The organism is Pedobacter terrae (genome assembly GCF_036946585.1).
GTDB classification, from domain to species: domain Bacteria; phylum Bacteroidota; class Bacteroidia; order Sphingobacteriales; family Sphingobacteriaceae; genus Pedobacter; species Pedobacter terrae_C.
This window is the reverse complement of record NZ_JAQIIV010000001.1, coordinates 353,794-371,025: the sequence shown is the minus strand read 5'-3', so window position 1 is coordinate 371,025 and position 17,232 is coordinate 353,794. Positions and strand designations below refer to the sequence as shown.

Below are 17,232 nucleotides of genomic sequence, written 5' to 3'. Positions count from 1 at the left end.
GGTAATGAATAAAAAAACGGTACTCCTATTGGCCTGTCCCCTGGTACTATTACTAATGTCGCTAAAAACGGCGTTTATACCGATGCAGGTTCAATTACCACTGGCTGATAGCTTAAAACGGCCGGCTAAATTTGGTTTTGGTCGCAAGGCTACCGCGCTGGAAATTGCCTCCTGGGATATCGATGTACGCCCGGATGGGAAAGGGTTACCAGAAGGCCAGGGGGATGTGAAAAAGGGAAAGATACTGTATGGTCAAAAATGTGCGATGTGCCATGGCGTAGATGGTACTGAAAAACCTGGTATCAAACTTCCCGGAAATGCGTTGGTGGGCGATACATCTGCCACCAGCAAACCCAAAACCATTGGCAACTACTGGCCTTATGCCACTACTTTATTTGATTATGTGCGCCGTGCTATGCCCTACAATCTTCCCGGTTCGTTAAACAATGATGAAGTGTACAGCATCACTGCTTACCTGCTAAATGCCAACAAAATTATCAAAGCAGATGCGGTACTCAATGCCAAAAACCTTTATAAAGTGGTGATGCCAGCGAAAAAACTATTTATTATAGACGACCGGAAAGGAGGACCCGAAATAAAATAATGGAAAAGCGCAATAATAAAGATCAGAAAAGAGCCACTGGTAAAATCAGCAGGCGTACGTTATTGGGAGGGGTAATTGCTGCTGCAGTTTTACCCGTACAATCTTTATTGGCTGATGAAGTGCATGCTGAAATGCCTGTCCTGCCTGAAATTACGGATGATCCAACCAAAATTGTTGGCCCCGGGCCTAGTCCGCTGGGTAAAAGATCTTCATTTGAGAACCCCGTACGTAAACCTTCTGATATTTCTTCGCGCACACCTTTGCAGGATATGCACAGTACCCTGACGCCGGCTGATCTTCATTTCGAGCGCCATCATGCGGGTATTCCAATTATTGATCCGGCAAAACATGAACTGCTGATTCATGGATTGGTCGAAAATTCGATGAAATTTTCGGTTGCCGATATCAAGAGGTTCCCATCCGTTACCCGTACCTGTTTTATCGAATGTGCAGGTAATTTTCGCATAGGAAAAGCAGAAATGACCCCTCAGGATATCCTTGGTCTTACCAGTCAGAGCGAGTGGACAGGTGTAATGCTTTCCACGCTGTTCAAAGAAGTTGGCATCAGCGATCAGGCCAAATGGTTTCTGGCCGAAGGTTCGGATGCCGCCGTAATGACGCGTACCATCCCGCTAGCAAAAGCCTGGGATGATGCGATGATTGTTTATGCTCAGAATGGTGAAGCCATACGACCAGAGCAAGGTTATCCCATCAGATTACTTTTGCCCGGTTTTGAAGGCAATATGAATATTAAATGGCTAAGGCGTATAGAACTTTCGGATGAACCCTACATGACCAGGGAAGAAACTTCAAAATATACTTACCCTGTAAAAGATAAAATCAGAATGTTTAGCTTTGAGTTGGATGCGCGTTCTATTATCACCTATCCATCTTATCCCCAAAAGGTAAATAAAGGCTGGATAGAAATACGTGGGATTGCCTGGAGCGGCAGGGGTAAGGTAAAGAAAGTAGAGGTGAGCACCGATGCGGGCAAAACCTGGCGATTGGCCAACTTACAAGAACCCGTGCTTAGTAAAGCACACACTTATTTCAGGTATTTATGGGATTGGAAAGGAGAGGCTACAGAAATATCAAGCCGTGTGACCGACGAAACGGGCTATTTACAGCCCACTTTGGCACAACTGGTAGAGGCCCGTGGGGTAAACCTTGGTGGATACCACATGAATCCCATCACGGCCTGGCAGATTAAAAATGACGGAACTGTTTTGTTTAAACCGGAAACCATAAAATAACCAGATGAAACTAGAAAAACGGGATTATGACGCAATTGTTGTAGGGTCGGGGCCAAATGGTCTGGCAGCGGCAATCCTTTTGCAGCAACAGGGACTTTCCGTTTTAATTATAGAAGGTAAAAACATAATTGGAGGCGGATTGAGTTCTGCCGAACTCACATTGCCCGGCTTTACGCATGATGTATGTTCAGCGATCCACCCGATGGCACTGGCTTCTCCCTTTTTTAAAAACTTGCCTCTGGATCAGCATGGACTGGAATATTTGCAACCTGTTTTAGCTGCTGCACATCCTTTTGATGATGGTACTGCTGCTATACTGGATCATTCTATCCAAGAAACAGCTGGATCCTTAGGTGGCGATGCCAAAACTTATACTTCTTTGATGGAGAACATCGTGGCGGTATGGCCATTAATTGATGAAGATGCATTGGGACCGCTACGTTTTCCTAAACACCCCTTCGCAATGGCAGGTTTTGGGTTAAAAGCATTGAGCAGCGCAACAGGTTTTGTTAAACGGTTTAAACAAAAGCAAGCCCGAGGACTTTTTGGCGGAATGGCCGCCCATGCGATACAACCTTTAAGCAATTTAAGTACGACGGCCATTGGTTTGGTATTGATGGCCACAGGTCACCTTAAGGGCTGGCCGATACCTAAGGGCGGATCAAAATTTATTGCACAGGCTTTGGCCAGCTATTTTAAATCTCTTGGTGGAAAAATTGAAACCGGAACTTTTGTTAGTTCGCTAGATCAGTTGCCTTCAGCTCATGCAGTACTTTTTGATGTGACACCGAAACAGTTATTACAGATTGCAGGGCATAAATTCTCCAATATTTATAAATGGCAGCTCGAACGTTACCGCTATGGTATGGGTGTATTTAAGGTAGATTGGGCTTTGGATGGACCGATTCCATTTACCGCTGAAGAATGCCGTAACGCGGGCACTATCCACCTGGGTAATACTTTTGAAGAAATAGCGGCAGGCGAACTGATGACCAGTAAAGGCCGGCAAGCAGAAAAACCCTTTGTGCTTTTGGCGCAGCAGAGTTTATTCGATCCTTCGCGGGCACCGGAAGGTAAACAAACAGCATGGGCTTATTGCCATGTTCCAAACGGATCAAAACAGGATATGACCACCCAGATAGAAAATCAAGTAGAGCGTTTTGCCCCTGGATTTAGAGATCGGATCATCGCCAAACATACCATGAATACTGAACAGATGGAAGCGCATAATCGCAACTACATCGGTGGTGATATTAACGGGGGGATACTAGACCTCGGACAATTATTTACCCGTCCGGCTTTAAGGTGGTCGCCTTATAAAACCTCTGCCAAAGGATTGTACATCTGTTCATCGTCAACTCCGCCAGGAGGTGGCGTACATGGGATGTGTGGGTACCACGCAGGGAAAAGCGTATTAAAAGATATATTCAATATAAAAATCAGATAACCACAAAGAAAAAACGATGTCAACACAGAACAATGCTTCAGGAACTACGGGCGCTTTAACCGATGCGGGGATAACTCCTGACAAAAAAACATTTTTACAATCGCTTACCGAAGACTGGTGGGCGGTAATTTTAGGAACAATTATTATTGTTGCGGTACTTTATTTAACTTATAACGGCACAGCAATTACTTTACCTGCCTATAAATGGGCTACCGCTGATGATCTTTTTAATAAAATTCTATCAGGAGGGAATTTATTGCTCATTTTAGAAACAGGTGTGATTTTTCTGGCACTTGCATCCGTAGCCATTGGTCTTTCGGGTGGTAATGTAGCGAGGTTTGCTGCAGGCTTTTCACTGATCTATCTTTTTGCGATTATCTCATTCATCATTGGTGGCAATAAAAACGTATCTTATTTCGGATTGGAATATGTGGTGTTTGCTTTATTAATCGGGATTTTTCTAGGTAACGTGGTAAAACTACCCGAGTGGTTGAAAGAAGCTGTACGGTCTGAGTTCTACATTAAAACCGGTTTGGTCATATTAGGAACCACCATTTTATCGGCTGATTTAATCAAAGCAGGTTTACCCGGAATTGTACAGGCGGTCATCGTAGTAACGGCCGTGTGGTTTTTCTCTTTATGGTTAAGCCGCAGGTTAAAAGTGGATGATGAATTTGGTGTGATTTTAGCTTCCGCCGTATCTATCTGTGGCGTTTCGGCAGCTATTGTTGCCGCAGGTGCAATTAATGGCGATAAACGCAAACTCTCTTATGTAACCACATTGGTATTGATTATGGCCATCCCGATGATGATCATCCAGCCTTGGGCAGTGAGGTATTTTCACATTCCTGATGTAATCGGCGGTGCATGGTTAGGCGGAACATTGGATACTACTGCAACCGTTACCGCAGCGGGTGATCTGGTTGGACCAATTGCCGTTAAGGCCGGAGTGATTGCGAAATTCTCGCAAAATGTGTTTATTGGCGTGGCGGCGTTTTTTATCGCCATCTGGTGGGCCTATAAAAAACCAAAAGGCGAGAATGGCGAGGTTTTGGTTAAAGCAGAAAGTCCGGGGCTTAAAATTGTGTGGGAACGTTTCCCGAAATTTGTTTTGGGATTTGTTGCGGCATCGCTGGTATTCTCTTTCCTGTTATCGCCTGCCACCGCAAAAAGTGTTGCGCCGACATTAAACGGCTTACGTACGGTTTGGTTTGCCATTGCTTTTATCTCGATTGGTATGGAAGCTAAGTTTTCATCACTGGTGAAACTGCAGGGTGGTAGGCCTGCATTTACTTTCATCACCGCACAGATTTTCAATATCTTTTGGACATTGTTGTGGTCATACATCCTGTTTGGTGGATATTTGTTCCCTGTGCCGGATTTTAAATAAAAAATATTACTCTTGCCTCGGTCCGTGTCCCCCACGGACCGAAATTAATATTTGGTGGTCTTGCCTTTCAGCCCCCTTTTTAGTCGTCAATTCTAAACGCCGCAAAAACCTGCGAAGTAAGCATGAATGCCATAATAGCAATAAACAACAAATAAATAATCTGTTTCATATTCGCATTTTTTTATTAGTATATCCTTAAGGTAGCATCTCTTTTTCCTGTATTTCATCGGTTAGAGCATCTTCGCGCCGGTCAGAAAAACAGATTTATCAAAACAGATTGAATCTCCTGGCTGATGCAGGCAGTTGGTTAATTATTATCCTGCAGCGACGCGGTAGGAGGCAGCGAAGCTTAAAAGCGGAAAACATTTAGTATTGTGCAAGGGTCTTGCGCTTCAAATAGAACTTATTTCTTTATTGTGATGGAAAAGAATTCTTTTTTTTAGGAAATGAATGTGTTGTGATGCTTGGCAGTTCATAGTCCCGCTTTCACTTATCCTCGTCGCTTCGCTCCGTGCTATTCCGTTCATCCGATAGCAATCGGATCGGGTTAGGAAAAAGCGGTTTGTAAACCCTGCAACCTCAAAAATGAAAAGCTGGTTTGGCCAATCAGCCCCGGGTGGAGCGTTGCCCTGCAACAACGAGTTACGAGGAAGCGAAGAACGGGAAGTAACTTTGTGTTCAATGCAATCCCTGCGCTCCAAATAGCCAATTATTCATTTCTTGAATCAAAAAGAATTCTTTGTTTTGGAAATGAGCAAACAGTAGTTCTTAGCGGTGTGAAGTCCCGCTATTCATTTCAAATCCTCGCTGCGCTCCGGGCTTTACATTTCTATCTGGTTTAGGGATAGGGGGGCACCTGCAAACTTAAAATGAAAGCTACTTTTTGGCCAAATAAAGTTACAATAACTTTTGGTAACAAAAGAAACGTAATCCAGGGCGTTTGGCTAATCCAATTTCGCCACTAAACTGATAACCAAGTTTTGGGAACAGTGCCTGGGTGGCCATGTTTTCGCTGTTGGTATCTACCCTTAAGATAGAAATACCCGAGTCTTTTGCAACCTGCTCTGCCTGGTTCATTAAAGCTTTAGCAATACCTTTACCCTGACAATCAGGATCAACGGCCAAGCGGTGCGTAACAATGGCTTTTTTGGTAATGTCCCAGCCGGCATCGGCATATTCCGGATCCTGATCTGTGGTAATAGCCGAAACACCTACAATTTCTTTTTCCAGTTCAGCTACCCATAACTGGCCAATAGCAATATCGCGGGCAAATACTTCAGGGTTCGGATAATCATCTCCCCATTGGAAATTTCCGGCAGCACGCATTAGGGGCACAACCTTGCGAACCAATCGCATAATAAGCGGTATATCTTCTGTAAGGGCTAATCTTATTATCATGGCTGCAAAGATAGGGAATAGGTTCATTAGTTCATTTGTCATTGGTTAGCACGGGACCTGGCCGTAAAATGGTTAATTGTTTAAATCGGTTATCGATGCTAAACTTCTAACTGCTTGGATCGACTTCGGACTTCCGACTAAAGACTTCGGACTCATTGCCAACCAAATCTTCATTAAATCTTCATCTTTCTGTCTGATATTTGAGCATATCGCTCATTATCTTATTCCGGCTTGTAAGTAGCTGTTAAGGAATTGTTTTCCTATTGTTTAATTTCGATTTTCATATTGTTAATATAAGGTTAAACTTAATTCCACGTTAATATTTAGTTAACATTAAGACTGTTGTTTTGTGCCAAAATAAAATAACAGAAAATGAAATCACGTATACTATCTCTGATCAGTATTCTTGTACTCCTGCTTACTTTTGCTCAGGCACAGGTTACAACATCCAGTATTAATGGAAAAATTAAGGATAACAAAGGCATTATCCCTGGTGCAACCATTGTTATGGTGCACGTTCCTACCGGAACGGTATCCAAAGGTTCCTCAAACGAGTCTGGACTTTACCGCATCGGCAACTTAAATCCCGGTGGTCCGTACAAAATCACCGTAACTTTTGTAGGTTATAGCCCTGTAGTAAAAGAAAATATTTATTTAACGCTTGGCTCAGATGTAAAACTTGATCTTGATCTTCAGGAGCAGGGCAATCAGTTGGCCGAGGTAAGTGTAAAAGGCCAAAAAGGCGGAACAAAATCTGGTGCAGGTACCAGTATTGGTGAAGGACAGATCAAAACCCTGCCAACCATGAACCGCAGTTTGCAGGATGTTACCCGTGTAACGCCTCAGGGCAGTAAAGACAATACTTTTGGTGGTACCAATTTCAGGTACAATAACGTAACCATTGATGGCGCAATCAATAACGATGCGATCGGTTTTAGCCCTTCATTGGGTGGACAGAGCGGAAGTTCTGGTATGCCGGGAAGCAGTACACGTACCAACCCGGTTTCACTTGATGCAATCCAGGATGTAACTGTTCTGCTTTCACCTTACGACGTTAAAGTGGGTAACTTTTTAGGTGGTAGCATTAACGCGGTTACACGTGGCGGTACCAACGAGGTAGTAGGGTCGGTTTATGGTTATGGACGTAATGCTTCATTAATCGGCAGAAATAAAATCGGCGATAACAGCAAAGAACCATCTGCTTTCCACGATTATCAAACGGGTTTCCGTGTAGGTTTTCCGATTATCAAAGATAAATTATTCTTTTTTACAAACGAGGAAATTACCCGCCGTCAGGATCCGGTAATTTTAGGAGCAGGATCATCGGATATGAAATTGCTTACTGCAACTGATGCACAACAGATTTCTGATTACATGAAAACTGCTTATGGTGTTGATGCAGGTTCGTTCGATAATTATAATATCTATTCGCAATCAAACAAATTTTTTAACCGTTTAGATTGGAATATCAGTGAAAGCACTCAATTAACAATCAGAAATAATACCATTATTTCTAAAGCAACAAACCTTGAAAGAGACCAGCTTAACTTTAGGTTTGGTGGTATTGATTTCAGGCAGAATAACAACCAGACTTCAACCGTTGCCGATTTGAAAACCCGCTTTGGTAATTCGGCTACCAATAACTTAATTGTAGGTTATTCTACTGTGCACGATTACCGCAATCCACTATCTAATCCGGCTTTACCGCAGATTGAGATTGCCGCTAATGGAGGAACACTGTTTTTAGGTACTGACCGCGAAGCGAGTATCTTCAATATGAAACAAAATACTTTCGAATTCACCGACAATTATACTTACAATTCTGGTATCCATACTTTTACCGTGGGTACGCACAACGAATTTTATAATATCAATTACGGTTTTGTAAACGCATGGAACGGTCGTGTGGCTTACAGCAGTATCGCCGATTTCCTGGCTAACAGGCCAAACAGGGTGCGTACAAGTTATAATTATGGCGACAATACCCGTGAAAACATTATTGCCAACCCAACGGCAGAATTTAACGTAAACATGTATAGTGTTTACGGACAGGATGAAATCCGCATTGGCGATCGTTTTAAATTAACTCCAGGTTTACGTTTTGATATGGCAGATTTACCTACTATGCCATCGTTAAGTCCAAAAACAACCAATTCTCCTGTTGATGCCAATTACGGTACAACCTATACTTACACGCAACCATCATCAATTACCGGAAAATTCCTGAACAAAATCCAGATTTCGCCACGTATTGGCTTTAATTTCGATGTATTGGGTAACCAAAGTTTGGTAATGCGTGGTGGTACCGGTTTATTTACCAGCCGAGTTCCTTTTGCCTGGATTGGTTATGCCTATTACAATAACGGCGTAAACTATGGTGCTTTTGATAAATCTTATGTTTATACCAATGCAGATCCTACCAAGATCGTTACACCGGCAGCAGGTTCAGATCCGATCAGAGATGCTTTGACGGGTAATGGCGAAGCAGGTTATGTAACCAAGCAAGGTGTTAATGTTAAAGATGCCAGTGGTGCTACGCAGGTAGATTTAGTTGATAACAACTTTAAAATGCCAAAAGCCTGGAGAAGTAATTTGGCTTTTGATTATAAAACAGATGACCAATGGAAGTTCACTGTGGAAGGAATCTTTAGCCAGGTAATTAAAGATGTGCAGTTCCAGCAGATCAACTATGTAGATAATCCAAAGTACATGGTTTATGATACACAAAAACTACAGCCTATATATTCAGGTGCAAAAATCAATCCGTTGTACACCAATGCCTACCTGTTATCAAACACCGATAAAGGATACAAATATAGTTTAACTGCTCAGGTAAGTAAATCACTTCCTTTCGGTTTAGATATGATGGTGGCCTATACCTACGGAAGATCAAAAGATATTGCCAATGGTATCCGTAACTCAATGGAGTCTAACTGGCAGTTAAACCAGGCACTTAGCCCGAATAATCCGGGATTGGCTTATTCAAACTTCGATATCCGCAACAGAATCATTTCAACCATTAACTACAGATTGGATTGGGCTAAAAATGGTAAATATGTGTCTAATTTCTCGTTATTCTTTAGCGGTCAATCCGGTTCACCATACTCATTGGGTTTAGTTAATACCAGGATCAATGGAACAGGACAGACTGTAAGTTTAATGTATGTGCCGGCAGCAGGCGAAACACAGAAATTCTTTGCCAATACAGCTGATGGAATTGCACAGGCAGCGGCGTTTGATAACTATATCAATGGTGATAAATACCTAAGCAGTCGTCGTGGTGATTTTACAGAACGTAACGGCGCACGTACCCCTTGGAATATTCAGGCTGATTTCCGTTTCGCTCAGGATCTGCAAGTGGCCAAAGGAAAACACCCACACGTACTTACTTTAACCTATGATATCATTAACCTGACCAATTTGGTGAATAAAAATTGGGGAGTTCAGTATTTCTCTCCTAATACTTATAATTCAATGGCTAGTATGGGTATCAAAGTTGCAACTGCAGGAACACCAACCACTTATCCGGTTTATACTTTTGCACAAAAAGATGTAACCTCATATTCAAAAGATTTTTTTGCCTCTCGTTACCAGATGCAATTGGGCTTGAGATATAGTTTCTAATCTTTTTTAATAATACCTAAAACGGTCTGACTTTCTTCAAGTCAGGCCGTTTTTGTTTAGCAGCGAGTATTCTTCATAATTAGGCGGCGAAGTTTATCTACTGTGTCAGGAAACATTTCTGAATTGTTAAACATTATTTTTTTAATGATTTGATATTCAGTATTAAATTGATAAAATAATTCAACGTTTTAAAGTGAAGATCCTTTTCTAAAATAATAATTAAATAAATTTTTGCATAAATAGTTTAAAAGCACTAATATTGCACTCCCAAAACGAGCAAGGGTATTTAACTGCAGAGTATGAATAAACCTCGTTTTAGGAAACGACCAGCACTCCTTCTTAGCTCAGCTGGTTAGAGCATCTGACTGTTAATCAGAGGGTCGCTGGTTCGAGCCCAGCAGAGGGAGCCAATTTTAAGGCCTTGCAACATTGTTGTGAGGCTTTTTTTATTTGGACCTGCGCGAGAAGTTTATCCTGAGCGTCGGCGAGGGGAGCCCAGCAGAGTGAGCCTTAGCAGGCAAACAGAAGAAATTCTTGTTTGCCGTTTCTTTTTTACATCTTAAAAACCTGCTGCAAAAGTATGTAGGATCAACAGACTTTTGGATTTTGTCCTAATCAAACGGAATTCCTTTTCCGCTACTGTTGCGAATGGTAAGAATTCATAATTTGGAATAATATTGTTTTTCTCAACTTCAGCAAATTTGATTGGTCATCCAACGGCCAATAAGGTTGTAAGATTTTCCAGTAAAACCAGATATTATTTGATAATTTTAGACCATTTTAATCAGCTAAAAACGTTATACATGGCCAAAAGATATACACTTGTTCTTTTTATTTTGATGTTGTGTGTATTGTGGTCTAAGGCACAGGTGCCACTGGATCAGAAAGGATATGCTGACAGTCTGAATAATAGTTTGAAATTAAACACATCTGACAGCATAAAGGCCAGAACATATTTTCTTTTGTCCTATTACTACATTACTGTAAATGAGGATAAAAAGTCAAAGCTATACCTGGACAAAGGAAGGACACTGGGAAAAAGGTATCCCTATTTGCAGGCGATCTCCTATTTTTATGAGTCTATTCTATACCTAGGACAGGATATGGAAAGAAGTCGGCTTGCTGCCCTAACTTGTGATAAGTTGCTTTCGGGCTATTTTGAAAAGGAAGCGTATCTCTTCCGGGCACGTGCGTTGCATAATACAGCAATCATTGAACAAAGAAAGGATAATTTAAATGGGACGGTGGATATTATGCTCAATAAGATTATCCCCTTAACAAAAAAAAGCGGTGACACACTAAAACTTGCAGATTTCTATACTCAGTTGGCCTTGAATTTTATGAACACCCGCGAACTCAATAAAGCGGAATCATATTACAATCTGGCTATTCAAATGGCAAAAAACAAATCCGCTAATTCGCCCACGTTACTTAAGGTATACATCTATGCTGCGGGTAATTATAATTATCTAATGAAATTTCCGCAGTCCAGGGCGGTATTGGATAAGGCCAAGGCTATTTTAACTCATTATCCTGAATCTGATCTGGCACCGAATTACTATTTTTCTGAAGGCAACTATTTTGAGGGCAAACAGCAATACAAGGCTGCTCTGGATAGTTATAATTTGGGCATTGCTGCAGCAAAGGCATTAAAAAATACCTATTTGGTAAATTCGCTGTTAATGCAAAAATATTCTGCATTAACTTATCTTAAAGATTATAGAGGTGCCCAGCGTATTTTAGACAGCGTAATAAAAAACAAAGATTTTATGTCATCCGCTAACAACCGTAAGTCAATTTTTAAGCAGCAGGCAAAGAATAATGTGCGTTTAGGTAATATAAAAACTGCCTATCAATGGCTGGAACGTCAGGGCAAGTTAACTGATAGTCTCTACCAGAGTAAGCGTACGGAAGAAATCAATACACTCGAAGCAAAATATAGGAGTGCAGAAAACAGAAAGCGGATTTCTGACCTTACCGCAGCCAATGAAAAAGTGAACCTTGAAGCTAAAAACAGGCTTTTGATGAACTGGTTGCTGGGGACAGTAAGTTTGTTTCTTGCTATTATATTAGTTGCAGGTTACTTCTTTTTTCAAAAGAACAGGAAACTAAAAGAATTGAATTATCAGCAGGAACTGAAGTATATTGATCAGCAACACCAGGTTAAACTTACACGAGCTATGATTCATGGGCAGGATGAGGAACGTAAAAGGGTAGCGCGTGACTTACATGACGGATTGGGTGGTATGCTTTCTGCTGTTAAAATACACCTTTCCGGGTATGCCGCGAAATCGCATTCGGAGGATGACCAGGAGCTGGATTTAATTATCAGCAGGCTTGATAGCTCTATCACTGAATTGAGAGCTATAGCCAGCAATATGATGCCAGCATCCTTATTCCAGTTAGGCCTTAAAGTTTCTTTGAAAGATCTGTGTGAATCTTTTATCTCGGATAATCTTAATATTGATTTCCAACACTTCAGTCTGAAGGGCGATATCCCTGTGGATAAGCAGGTAACTATTTACCGTATTGTACAGGAATTATTAAATAATGTTGCCAGGCATGCCAGAGCAAAAAATGTTTTATTGCAATGCAGCCAGTATGGTGATAATTTTATGATCACCATTGAGGATGACGGTGTGGGGTTTGATCCTGAAAGCCTGAATGAAAAAAAAGGAATGGGAATGAACAATATCAAGGCGAGGGTAGCTTATTTAGATGGGAAATTTGAGATTATGTCATCTGAAGCCCAGGGAACCAGCATCAATATAGAAATGAATATCTCTTAAATACTATTTCTTATTACTATGAGCGTAAAATTCTAATTATCCTAGTGAATTATGCATATCTCTAGTAATTTTCTCTTGAGGTCATGCCGTTATCCATACTCATTAGTCAAATGTAGTAAGAAGTAAGCCCGGCATAACCCTTTGCTTGCTTCTTACTTAAAACGATATACGAACTACCCCAGCTGTTCTGGCATACCGTTCGGGTCCATCCATACATATTCCCAATGGTGGCCGTCCAAATCATCAAAACTGTGCTGGTACATAAAACCATAATCAGTAGCCGGATTAGGTATAGTGGCCCCTGCAGCCACCGCTTTGTCTACCATTTCGTTAACCGCATCTTTACTTTCTGCCGATATGGCAATAGAAGTTTCTATGGCTTTGTGGGCATCTATAATTTCTTTTTCGGTAAAGGTTTGGAAAAAAGTTCTGGTGAGCAGCATCACGTAAATCGTATCGCTGATGATCATACAGGTTGCTTTTTCATTGGAGAATTGCGCGTTAAATGTATAACCGAGTTTGGTGAAAAATGCTATTGAACGGTCGAGATCGTTAACCGCCAGATTTACAAAAATTTGAGTTGCCATATTTTTCTTATTTAGTTATCCAAAGATAATTTTATTACCCATGGGTGTCCGTGTACAAAAACGACAAGTTAAGGGGTAGAACACGACTTTTTTAATATCTATCCACTTTGGAATACTAAAGGGAATAGTGCTACTCGAAATTTAAATGCGTGGAACATGACAAAGCTTAGCGATTCTTTTTATCTTTAATTCTGATTTTCATTGGTGGCCATTAATATTCCCCGTCTAAGTCAAAGCCGTTAAACCCCTTTATTGCTTATGAAACGCATATTGCCTACTTTAACTCTTTTGCTTCCCTTTTCAGTCCTTGCTCAAAATAAATTGCCCATTGTAAAAGCCAGTGCTGGTCAGGCAAAAATTTACGAGGAGCATAATGCAGTATCACGCTGGTATATCAATCCTAAACTAAAACTTGATGTTTTTACGACGGGTAAGTTAACAAAATCCAGGAGAATAAAATTCAAAACAGATATTGATTCGATTGTTTTCAAGATTAGCCCGGGACAAAAAAAGGAGTTTATTGTTTTATTAAACGGAAAAGATTCTTGCTTCACGCAAATAGCCGCTCCAGCGCTAAAAAACTTAAGTAAAGTGTCGCCTGAAATTCACGACTCAATACCTTTTTTTGTAAACAAATACAATACGAACTTCTTACCCATCGTTTTCAACAGTACAGATTCACTGATCATGAATTTTGATTCAGGCGCAAATGATATCGATCTGACCAATGCTGCTCTGGCAACAAAAGTGAAATCGAAGCCAAAGCTTTACCATACCGATTATGACATCAAAATTGGAAGCCATACTTACAAAAGCAAAATTTATGATATTGAATTGGCAGGAAATGAAACCGATGGTTTGTTAGGCTGGGATATATTTGATGGTATGATTGTAGCTTTGGATTATGATCAAAATAAAATGATGGTGCATTCTACCATGCCAAAGGAGATTTTACAGGATAAACAATACACCAGGTTCAAGATCACTTATATCAAAAATAAACCTTTTATAGAAAGCGAAATTTCTCAAAGTGGAACCAAAAATAAAAGTCTTTTTTTCTTCGATTTAGGTTACCAGCGTACTGCTATGCTTGATCATGATCTGCTGCGGGAAATGAAGTTCCCTACCGAGAAACTGGAAGTGATCAAAAAGGTAATGATGCATGGGGTACAAGGAAATGAAGTGCCGGTAATTACTGTAAAACTTCAAAGTTTAAAGATCGGTAATTTCGAATTGAAAAATGTACCGGCTCAGGTAATGGAACAAAACAAACCCATGCCAGGTACTAACGTTCATTACCTTGGAAACGATATTCTGAAAAGATTTAATACGGTTTTTGATTTTCAAAACAATGTGATCTATTTAAAGCCCAATCATCTTTATGATGTTGCCTATGCAGATCAAAAGAGTTAATATCATTTGTTTTTTAACCGCAAAGCAAGCAAAGGGGAGACGCAAAGCACGCAGCTGCAAAGCTAAAGGTTATAGGCTTTAAGTCTGTCACTCATTTTAACGCATCTCAATATTTTAATTAATCAATAAACTGTATCTGTTTTACGAGATAGGCTTTTCCAAATTGCTGCGGATCGTGTACCACTGTAGCTTTAATGGCTTTCCATTTTGGATCTTGTCCTTTTGGTGCGTTTGCACGGATTTCCTGTGCGTTTAACCAGATTTCTTCCAGCTTATTCTGAATGGTACTGTCTGCATAAGTAAGCTGTAACTTACCCGGAATCAAATAGTAATCACTTCCTGTTTTGCTCAGTCTTATTACTGGTCCGCCGGGTACATATGAAGTAATCAATTGCACGGTGAAAGATTCATTTCCTTTATACTGTTCCTTGCCCAATATCTTTTCGAAAATAAAATAGTATTCAGGTCCATCCTGTAAAGGCACTTCGTCGCGTTTGAATCTCGCTTTAACGCGATAAGTATAACCAGGTTCACGCTGATCAAAACCCGTAAGCGATGCGCCGGCATCTATATTGCCTGGCAATTTTAAAAGCAGATCATGATCTGCACCATAACGGTGGCTAACCTGCAGTTCCACTTCCTGTCCGTTTTTTAAGTTCAGCGGGCCATATGTTTCTGATTTTTTACAAGAACCAAATGTGAAAACTGTGATTAATAACAATAATAGGTTTTTCATAGCGGATATGTTGATTTAGATGAATTGTCTCTATAAACGAAATGATCATGGCCAACGCTACAATAGATTGATCATTTTATTGATATTTCTCTGATGATTGATTTTTCCTATGAGATTTGAATTTTTTGTTCCACCAACGGATTAAAATAAACGCTCATCCCCCAAAACCCTGCGTTCATGTAATTTATATTTTTTATTAAGATTTGTTTTTGTTGATTTGTTTAGCGTAGAAAATTTTGGAAAAGAGACCCTATATTTCGCTTTATTGGAAATGTCAGCTCATCGGTTGGTCGGTAGCCGCTTTGTATTGGACACTTCAAGGGTGGATTGATTCCAGGAACTTTAGGTTCGACCTGTCAATTGTACAGTTTATATCTGATGTGCTGATATACATGCTAATTACGCATCTGTATCGTGATTTTGCAGATAAAAACCGTTGGCAAGATCTGGCGCTTGAGAAACTGATCTGGAAGATGTTGATTGTTATTCCGCTGATGGGTCTTTTTTATACACTGGTTACCATTGGTAAGTTGTACCTGGTGAGGCTGTTGTTCCTAAGTCATCCAATGCAGTCGTTCGCCGATTTTTTTAGTGTAAATGCAGCAGGTATTTTTATTGCCGGTGTCCGCTTAATGGCTATTTGGCTTTTAGCCTATCATCTTTACCATTATGCCAAACGGGAGGGCAGGCTATCGGTAGAAAATACGAGATTGGCGCTAAGCTTTAAACAATCGCAATTAGACAACCTTTCTGCTCAGTTAAATCCTCATTTTCTGTTCAACGCACTTAATAATATAAAGTCGTTGATTTATACTCGTCCTGATGCCTCAGGCAGGGCAATCGATCTACTTAGTGAACTGTTGCGTAGCGGACTGTATAGGGGAAATTCTATGCTTATTAAGTTGAGTGAAGAAGTGGAATTAGTGAAAGATTACCTGGAATTGGAAAGTTTAAGAATGGAAGAGAGATTATCTTATGAGTTAGATATTGATACATCGCTATCTGAACTGATGGTGCCGCGCTTATGTACCCAAACATTGGTTGAAAATGCAGTGAAACATGGCGTTTCATTAGCGAAACAGGGAGGAAAGATTCATGTGAAAATCCAACAGCAAGATGGGATTGTCAGTATCCGGGTTTTAAATCCAGGTCAACTTGGACAGGGTAAAACAGTTGCGGGTATAGGGCTTCAAAATCTTAAAGAAAGGCTTGATCTCGGTTATGGCCGCCAGGCATCTCTTAACCTTTACGAAATGAACGAAAAGGTTTGTGCCGAAATTAAAATCCCGACCAGATGAAAAACATCAGAACACTGATAATCGATGACGAACGTGGTGCCAGGCAAGAACTGGTTAGGATGTTAAAAAGCTACCCTCAATTTACGCTATTAGGCGAGGCTGTCAATGCTGATGAAGCCGAACAGCTGATTGGACTTTTAAAGCCCGACCTGATTTTTTTAGATATCCAAATGCCTGGCCGTTCCGGTTTCGATCTTTTAGAAAATTTAATACAGGTACCGCAGGTGGTTTTTGTAACGGCTTTCGATCATTATGCAGTACAGGCTTTTGAAGTAAGCGCTATGGATTACCTAATGAAACCCGTACGGGAAGAACGTTTTAAAAATGCAATAGATAAAGCCATAGAAAAAATCGGTAGTAATGAGGGAGCAGCTATTTTTTTAAAAGATAGGGGTAAACACTACTTCATAAAATGGAAAGATGTGTATTTGATCGAATCGGTAGAGAATTATGCCAGACTCTTTTTTGGCGGGGAACAAGTACTGCTTAAAACTTCCTTAAATAAACTGGAAGAAAACCCGGATTGCCAAAGGTTTTTTAGAGCCAGCAGAAGCATTTTATTTAACATCGATTATATTAAATCGGTAGAAAAAGACGGTGATGGTATGTTGGCTGAACTTAAAACAGGCGAACGGATCAGGATTTCGGAACGTCAGGCGGTTAAGCTCCGGAGTCTCATTAAAATATAAAAAA

Annotated in this window: 12 protein-coding genes and 1 tRNA gene; 10 read left to right on the top strand and 3 right to left on the bottom strand. The window is 40.6% G+C overall.

Going from position 1 to position 17,232, the window contains the following annotated elements; genetic code table 11:
* The first annotated feature begins 4 nt into the window (after positions 1 to 4).
* From PGN18_RS01550 to PGN18_RS01535, 4 genes are read left to right on the top strand one after another with little or no spacing between them, the layout of a single operon-like run.
* Positions 5 to 604 (top strand): c-type cytochrome, encoded by a 600-nt coding sequence (locus PGN18_RS01550; protein WP_335317610.1) that lies wholly within the window; start codon positions 5 to 7, stop codon positions 602 to 604.
* The gene (gene soxC, locus PGN18_RS01545; protein WP_335317609.1) at positions 604 to 1,857 is read left to right on the top strand and encodes a sulfite dehydrogenase; all 1,254 of its coding nucleotides are present in this window, start codon (positions 604 to 606) and stop codon (positions 1,855 to 1,857) included. Before PGN18_RS01550 ends, soxC begins: the two co-directional genes overlap by 1 nt.
* A gap of 4 nt (positions 1,858 to 1,861) precedes the next feature.
* On the top strand, positions 1,862 to 3,304 hold the full coding sequence (locus PGN18_RS01540; protein ID WP_335317608.1) for a phytoene desaturase family protein: 1,443 nt from the start codon (positions 1,862 to 1,864) through the stop codon (positions 3,302 to 3,304).
* Positions 3,305 to 3,320: 16 nt separating this feature from the next.
* Positions 3,321 to 4,694: a YeiH family protein gene (locus PGN18_RS01535; protein ID WP_335317607.1), complete on the top strand. Its 1,374-nt coding sequence runs from the start codon at positions 3,321 to 3,323 to the stop codon at positions 4,692 to 4,694.
* A gap of 897 nt (positions 4,695 to 5,591) precedes the next feature.
* On the opposite strand, the gene PGN18_RS01530 is transcribed toward PGN18_RS01535, so the two are convergent.
* On the bottom strand, positions 5,592 to 6,092 hold the full coding sequence (locus PGN18_RS01530; RefSeq protein WP_335317606.1) for a GNAT family N-acetyltransferase: 501 nt from the start codon (positions 6,090 to 6,092) through the stop codon (positions 5,592 to 5,594).
* Positions 6,093 to 6,464: 372 nt separating this feature from the next.
* Between PGN18_RS01530 and PGN18_RS01525 the strand changes: the two genes are divergently transcribed.
* The 3 genes from PGN18_RS01525 to PGN18_RS01515 all read left to right on the top strand — a co-directional run bounded on the left by PGN18_RS01525 (position 6,465) and on the right by PGN18_RS01515 (position 12,505).
* Entirely contained in the window at positions 6,465 to 9,716 is a 3,252-nt protein-coding gene (locus PGN18_RS01525) for a TonB-dependent receptor (RefSeq protein WP_335317605.1), read from the top strand.
* A gap of 333 nt (positions 9,717 to 10,049) precedes the next feature.
* A tRNA-Asn gene (locus PGN18_RS01520) sits at positions 10,050 to 10,126 on the top strand.
* A gap of 393 nt (positions 10,127 to 10,519) precedes the next feature.
* The gene (locus PGN18_RS01515; protein ID WP_335317604.1) at positions 10,520 to 12,505 is read left to right on the top strand and encodes a sensor histidine kinase; all 1,986 of its coding nucleotides are present in this window, start codon (positions 10,520 to 10,522) and stop codon (positions 12,503 to 12,505) included.
* A gap of 173 nt (positions 12,506 to 12,678) precedes the next feature.
* On the opposite strand, the gene PGN18_RS01510 is transcribed toward PGN18_RS01515, so the two are convergent.
* Positions 12,679 to 13,092: a VOC family protein gene (locus PGN18_RS01510; RefSeq protein ID WP_335317603.1), complete on the bottom strand. Its 414-nt coding sequence runs from the start codon at positions 13,090 to 13,092 to the stop codon at positions 12,679 to 12,681.
* A gap of 258 nt (positions 13,093 to 13,350) precedes the next feature.
* Between PGN18_RS01510 and PGN18_RS01505 the strand changes: the two genes are divergently transcribed.
* Complete coding sequence (locus tag PGN18_RS01505; RefSeq protein ID WP_335317602.1) at positions 13,351 to 14,505, top strand: aspartyl protease family protein; 1,155 nt, start codon at positions 13,351 to 13,353, stop codon at positions 14,503 to 14,505.
* 118 nt (positions 14,506 to 14,623) lie between these two features.
* Here the strand turns inward: PGN18_RS01505 and PGN18_RS01500 are convergent, their stop codons facing one another.
* Positions 14,624 to 15,241, bottom strand: a complete 618-nt coding sequence (locus PGN18_RS01500) for a hypothetical protein (RefSeq protein WP_335317601.1) — start codon at positions 15,239 to 15,241, stop codon at positions 14,624 to 14,626.
* A gap of 236 nt (positions 15,242 to 15,477) precedes the next feature.
* On the opposite strand from PGN18_RS01500, the gene PGN18_RS01495 reads away from it, so the two are divergent.
* Positions 15,478 to 16,539 carry a sensor histidine kinase gene (locus tag PGN18_RS01495; protein WP_335317600.1) on the top strand — a complete coding sequence of 354 codons (1,062 nt, stop codon included), beginning with the start codon at positions 15,478 to 15,480 and terminating at the stop codon, positions 16,537 to 16,539.
* Entirely contained in the window at positions 16,536 to 17,228 is a 693-nt protein-coding gene (locus PGN18_RS01490; protein ID WP_335317599.1) for a LytR/AlgR family response regulator transcription factor, read from the top strand. Before PGN18_RS01495 ends, PGN18_RS01490 begins: the two co-directional genes overlap by 4 nt.
* Positions 17,229 to 17,232: the final 4 nt, after the last annotated feature.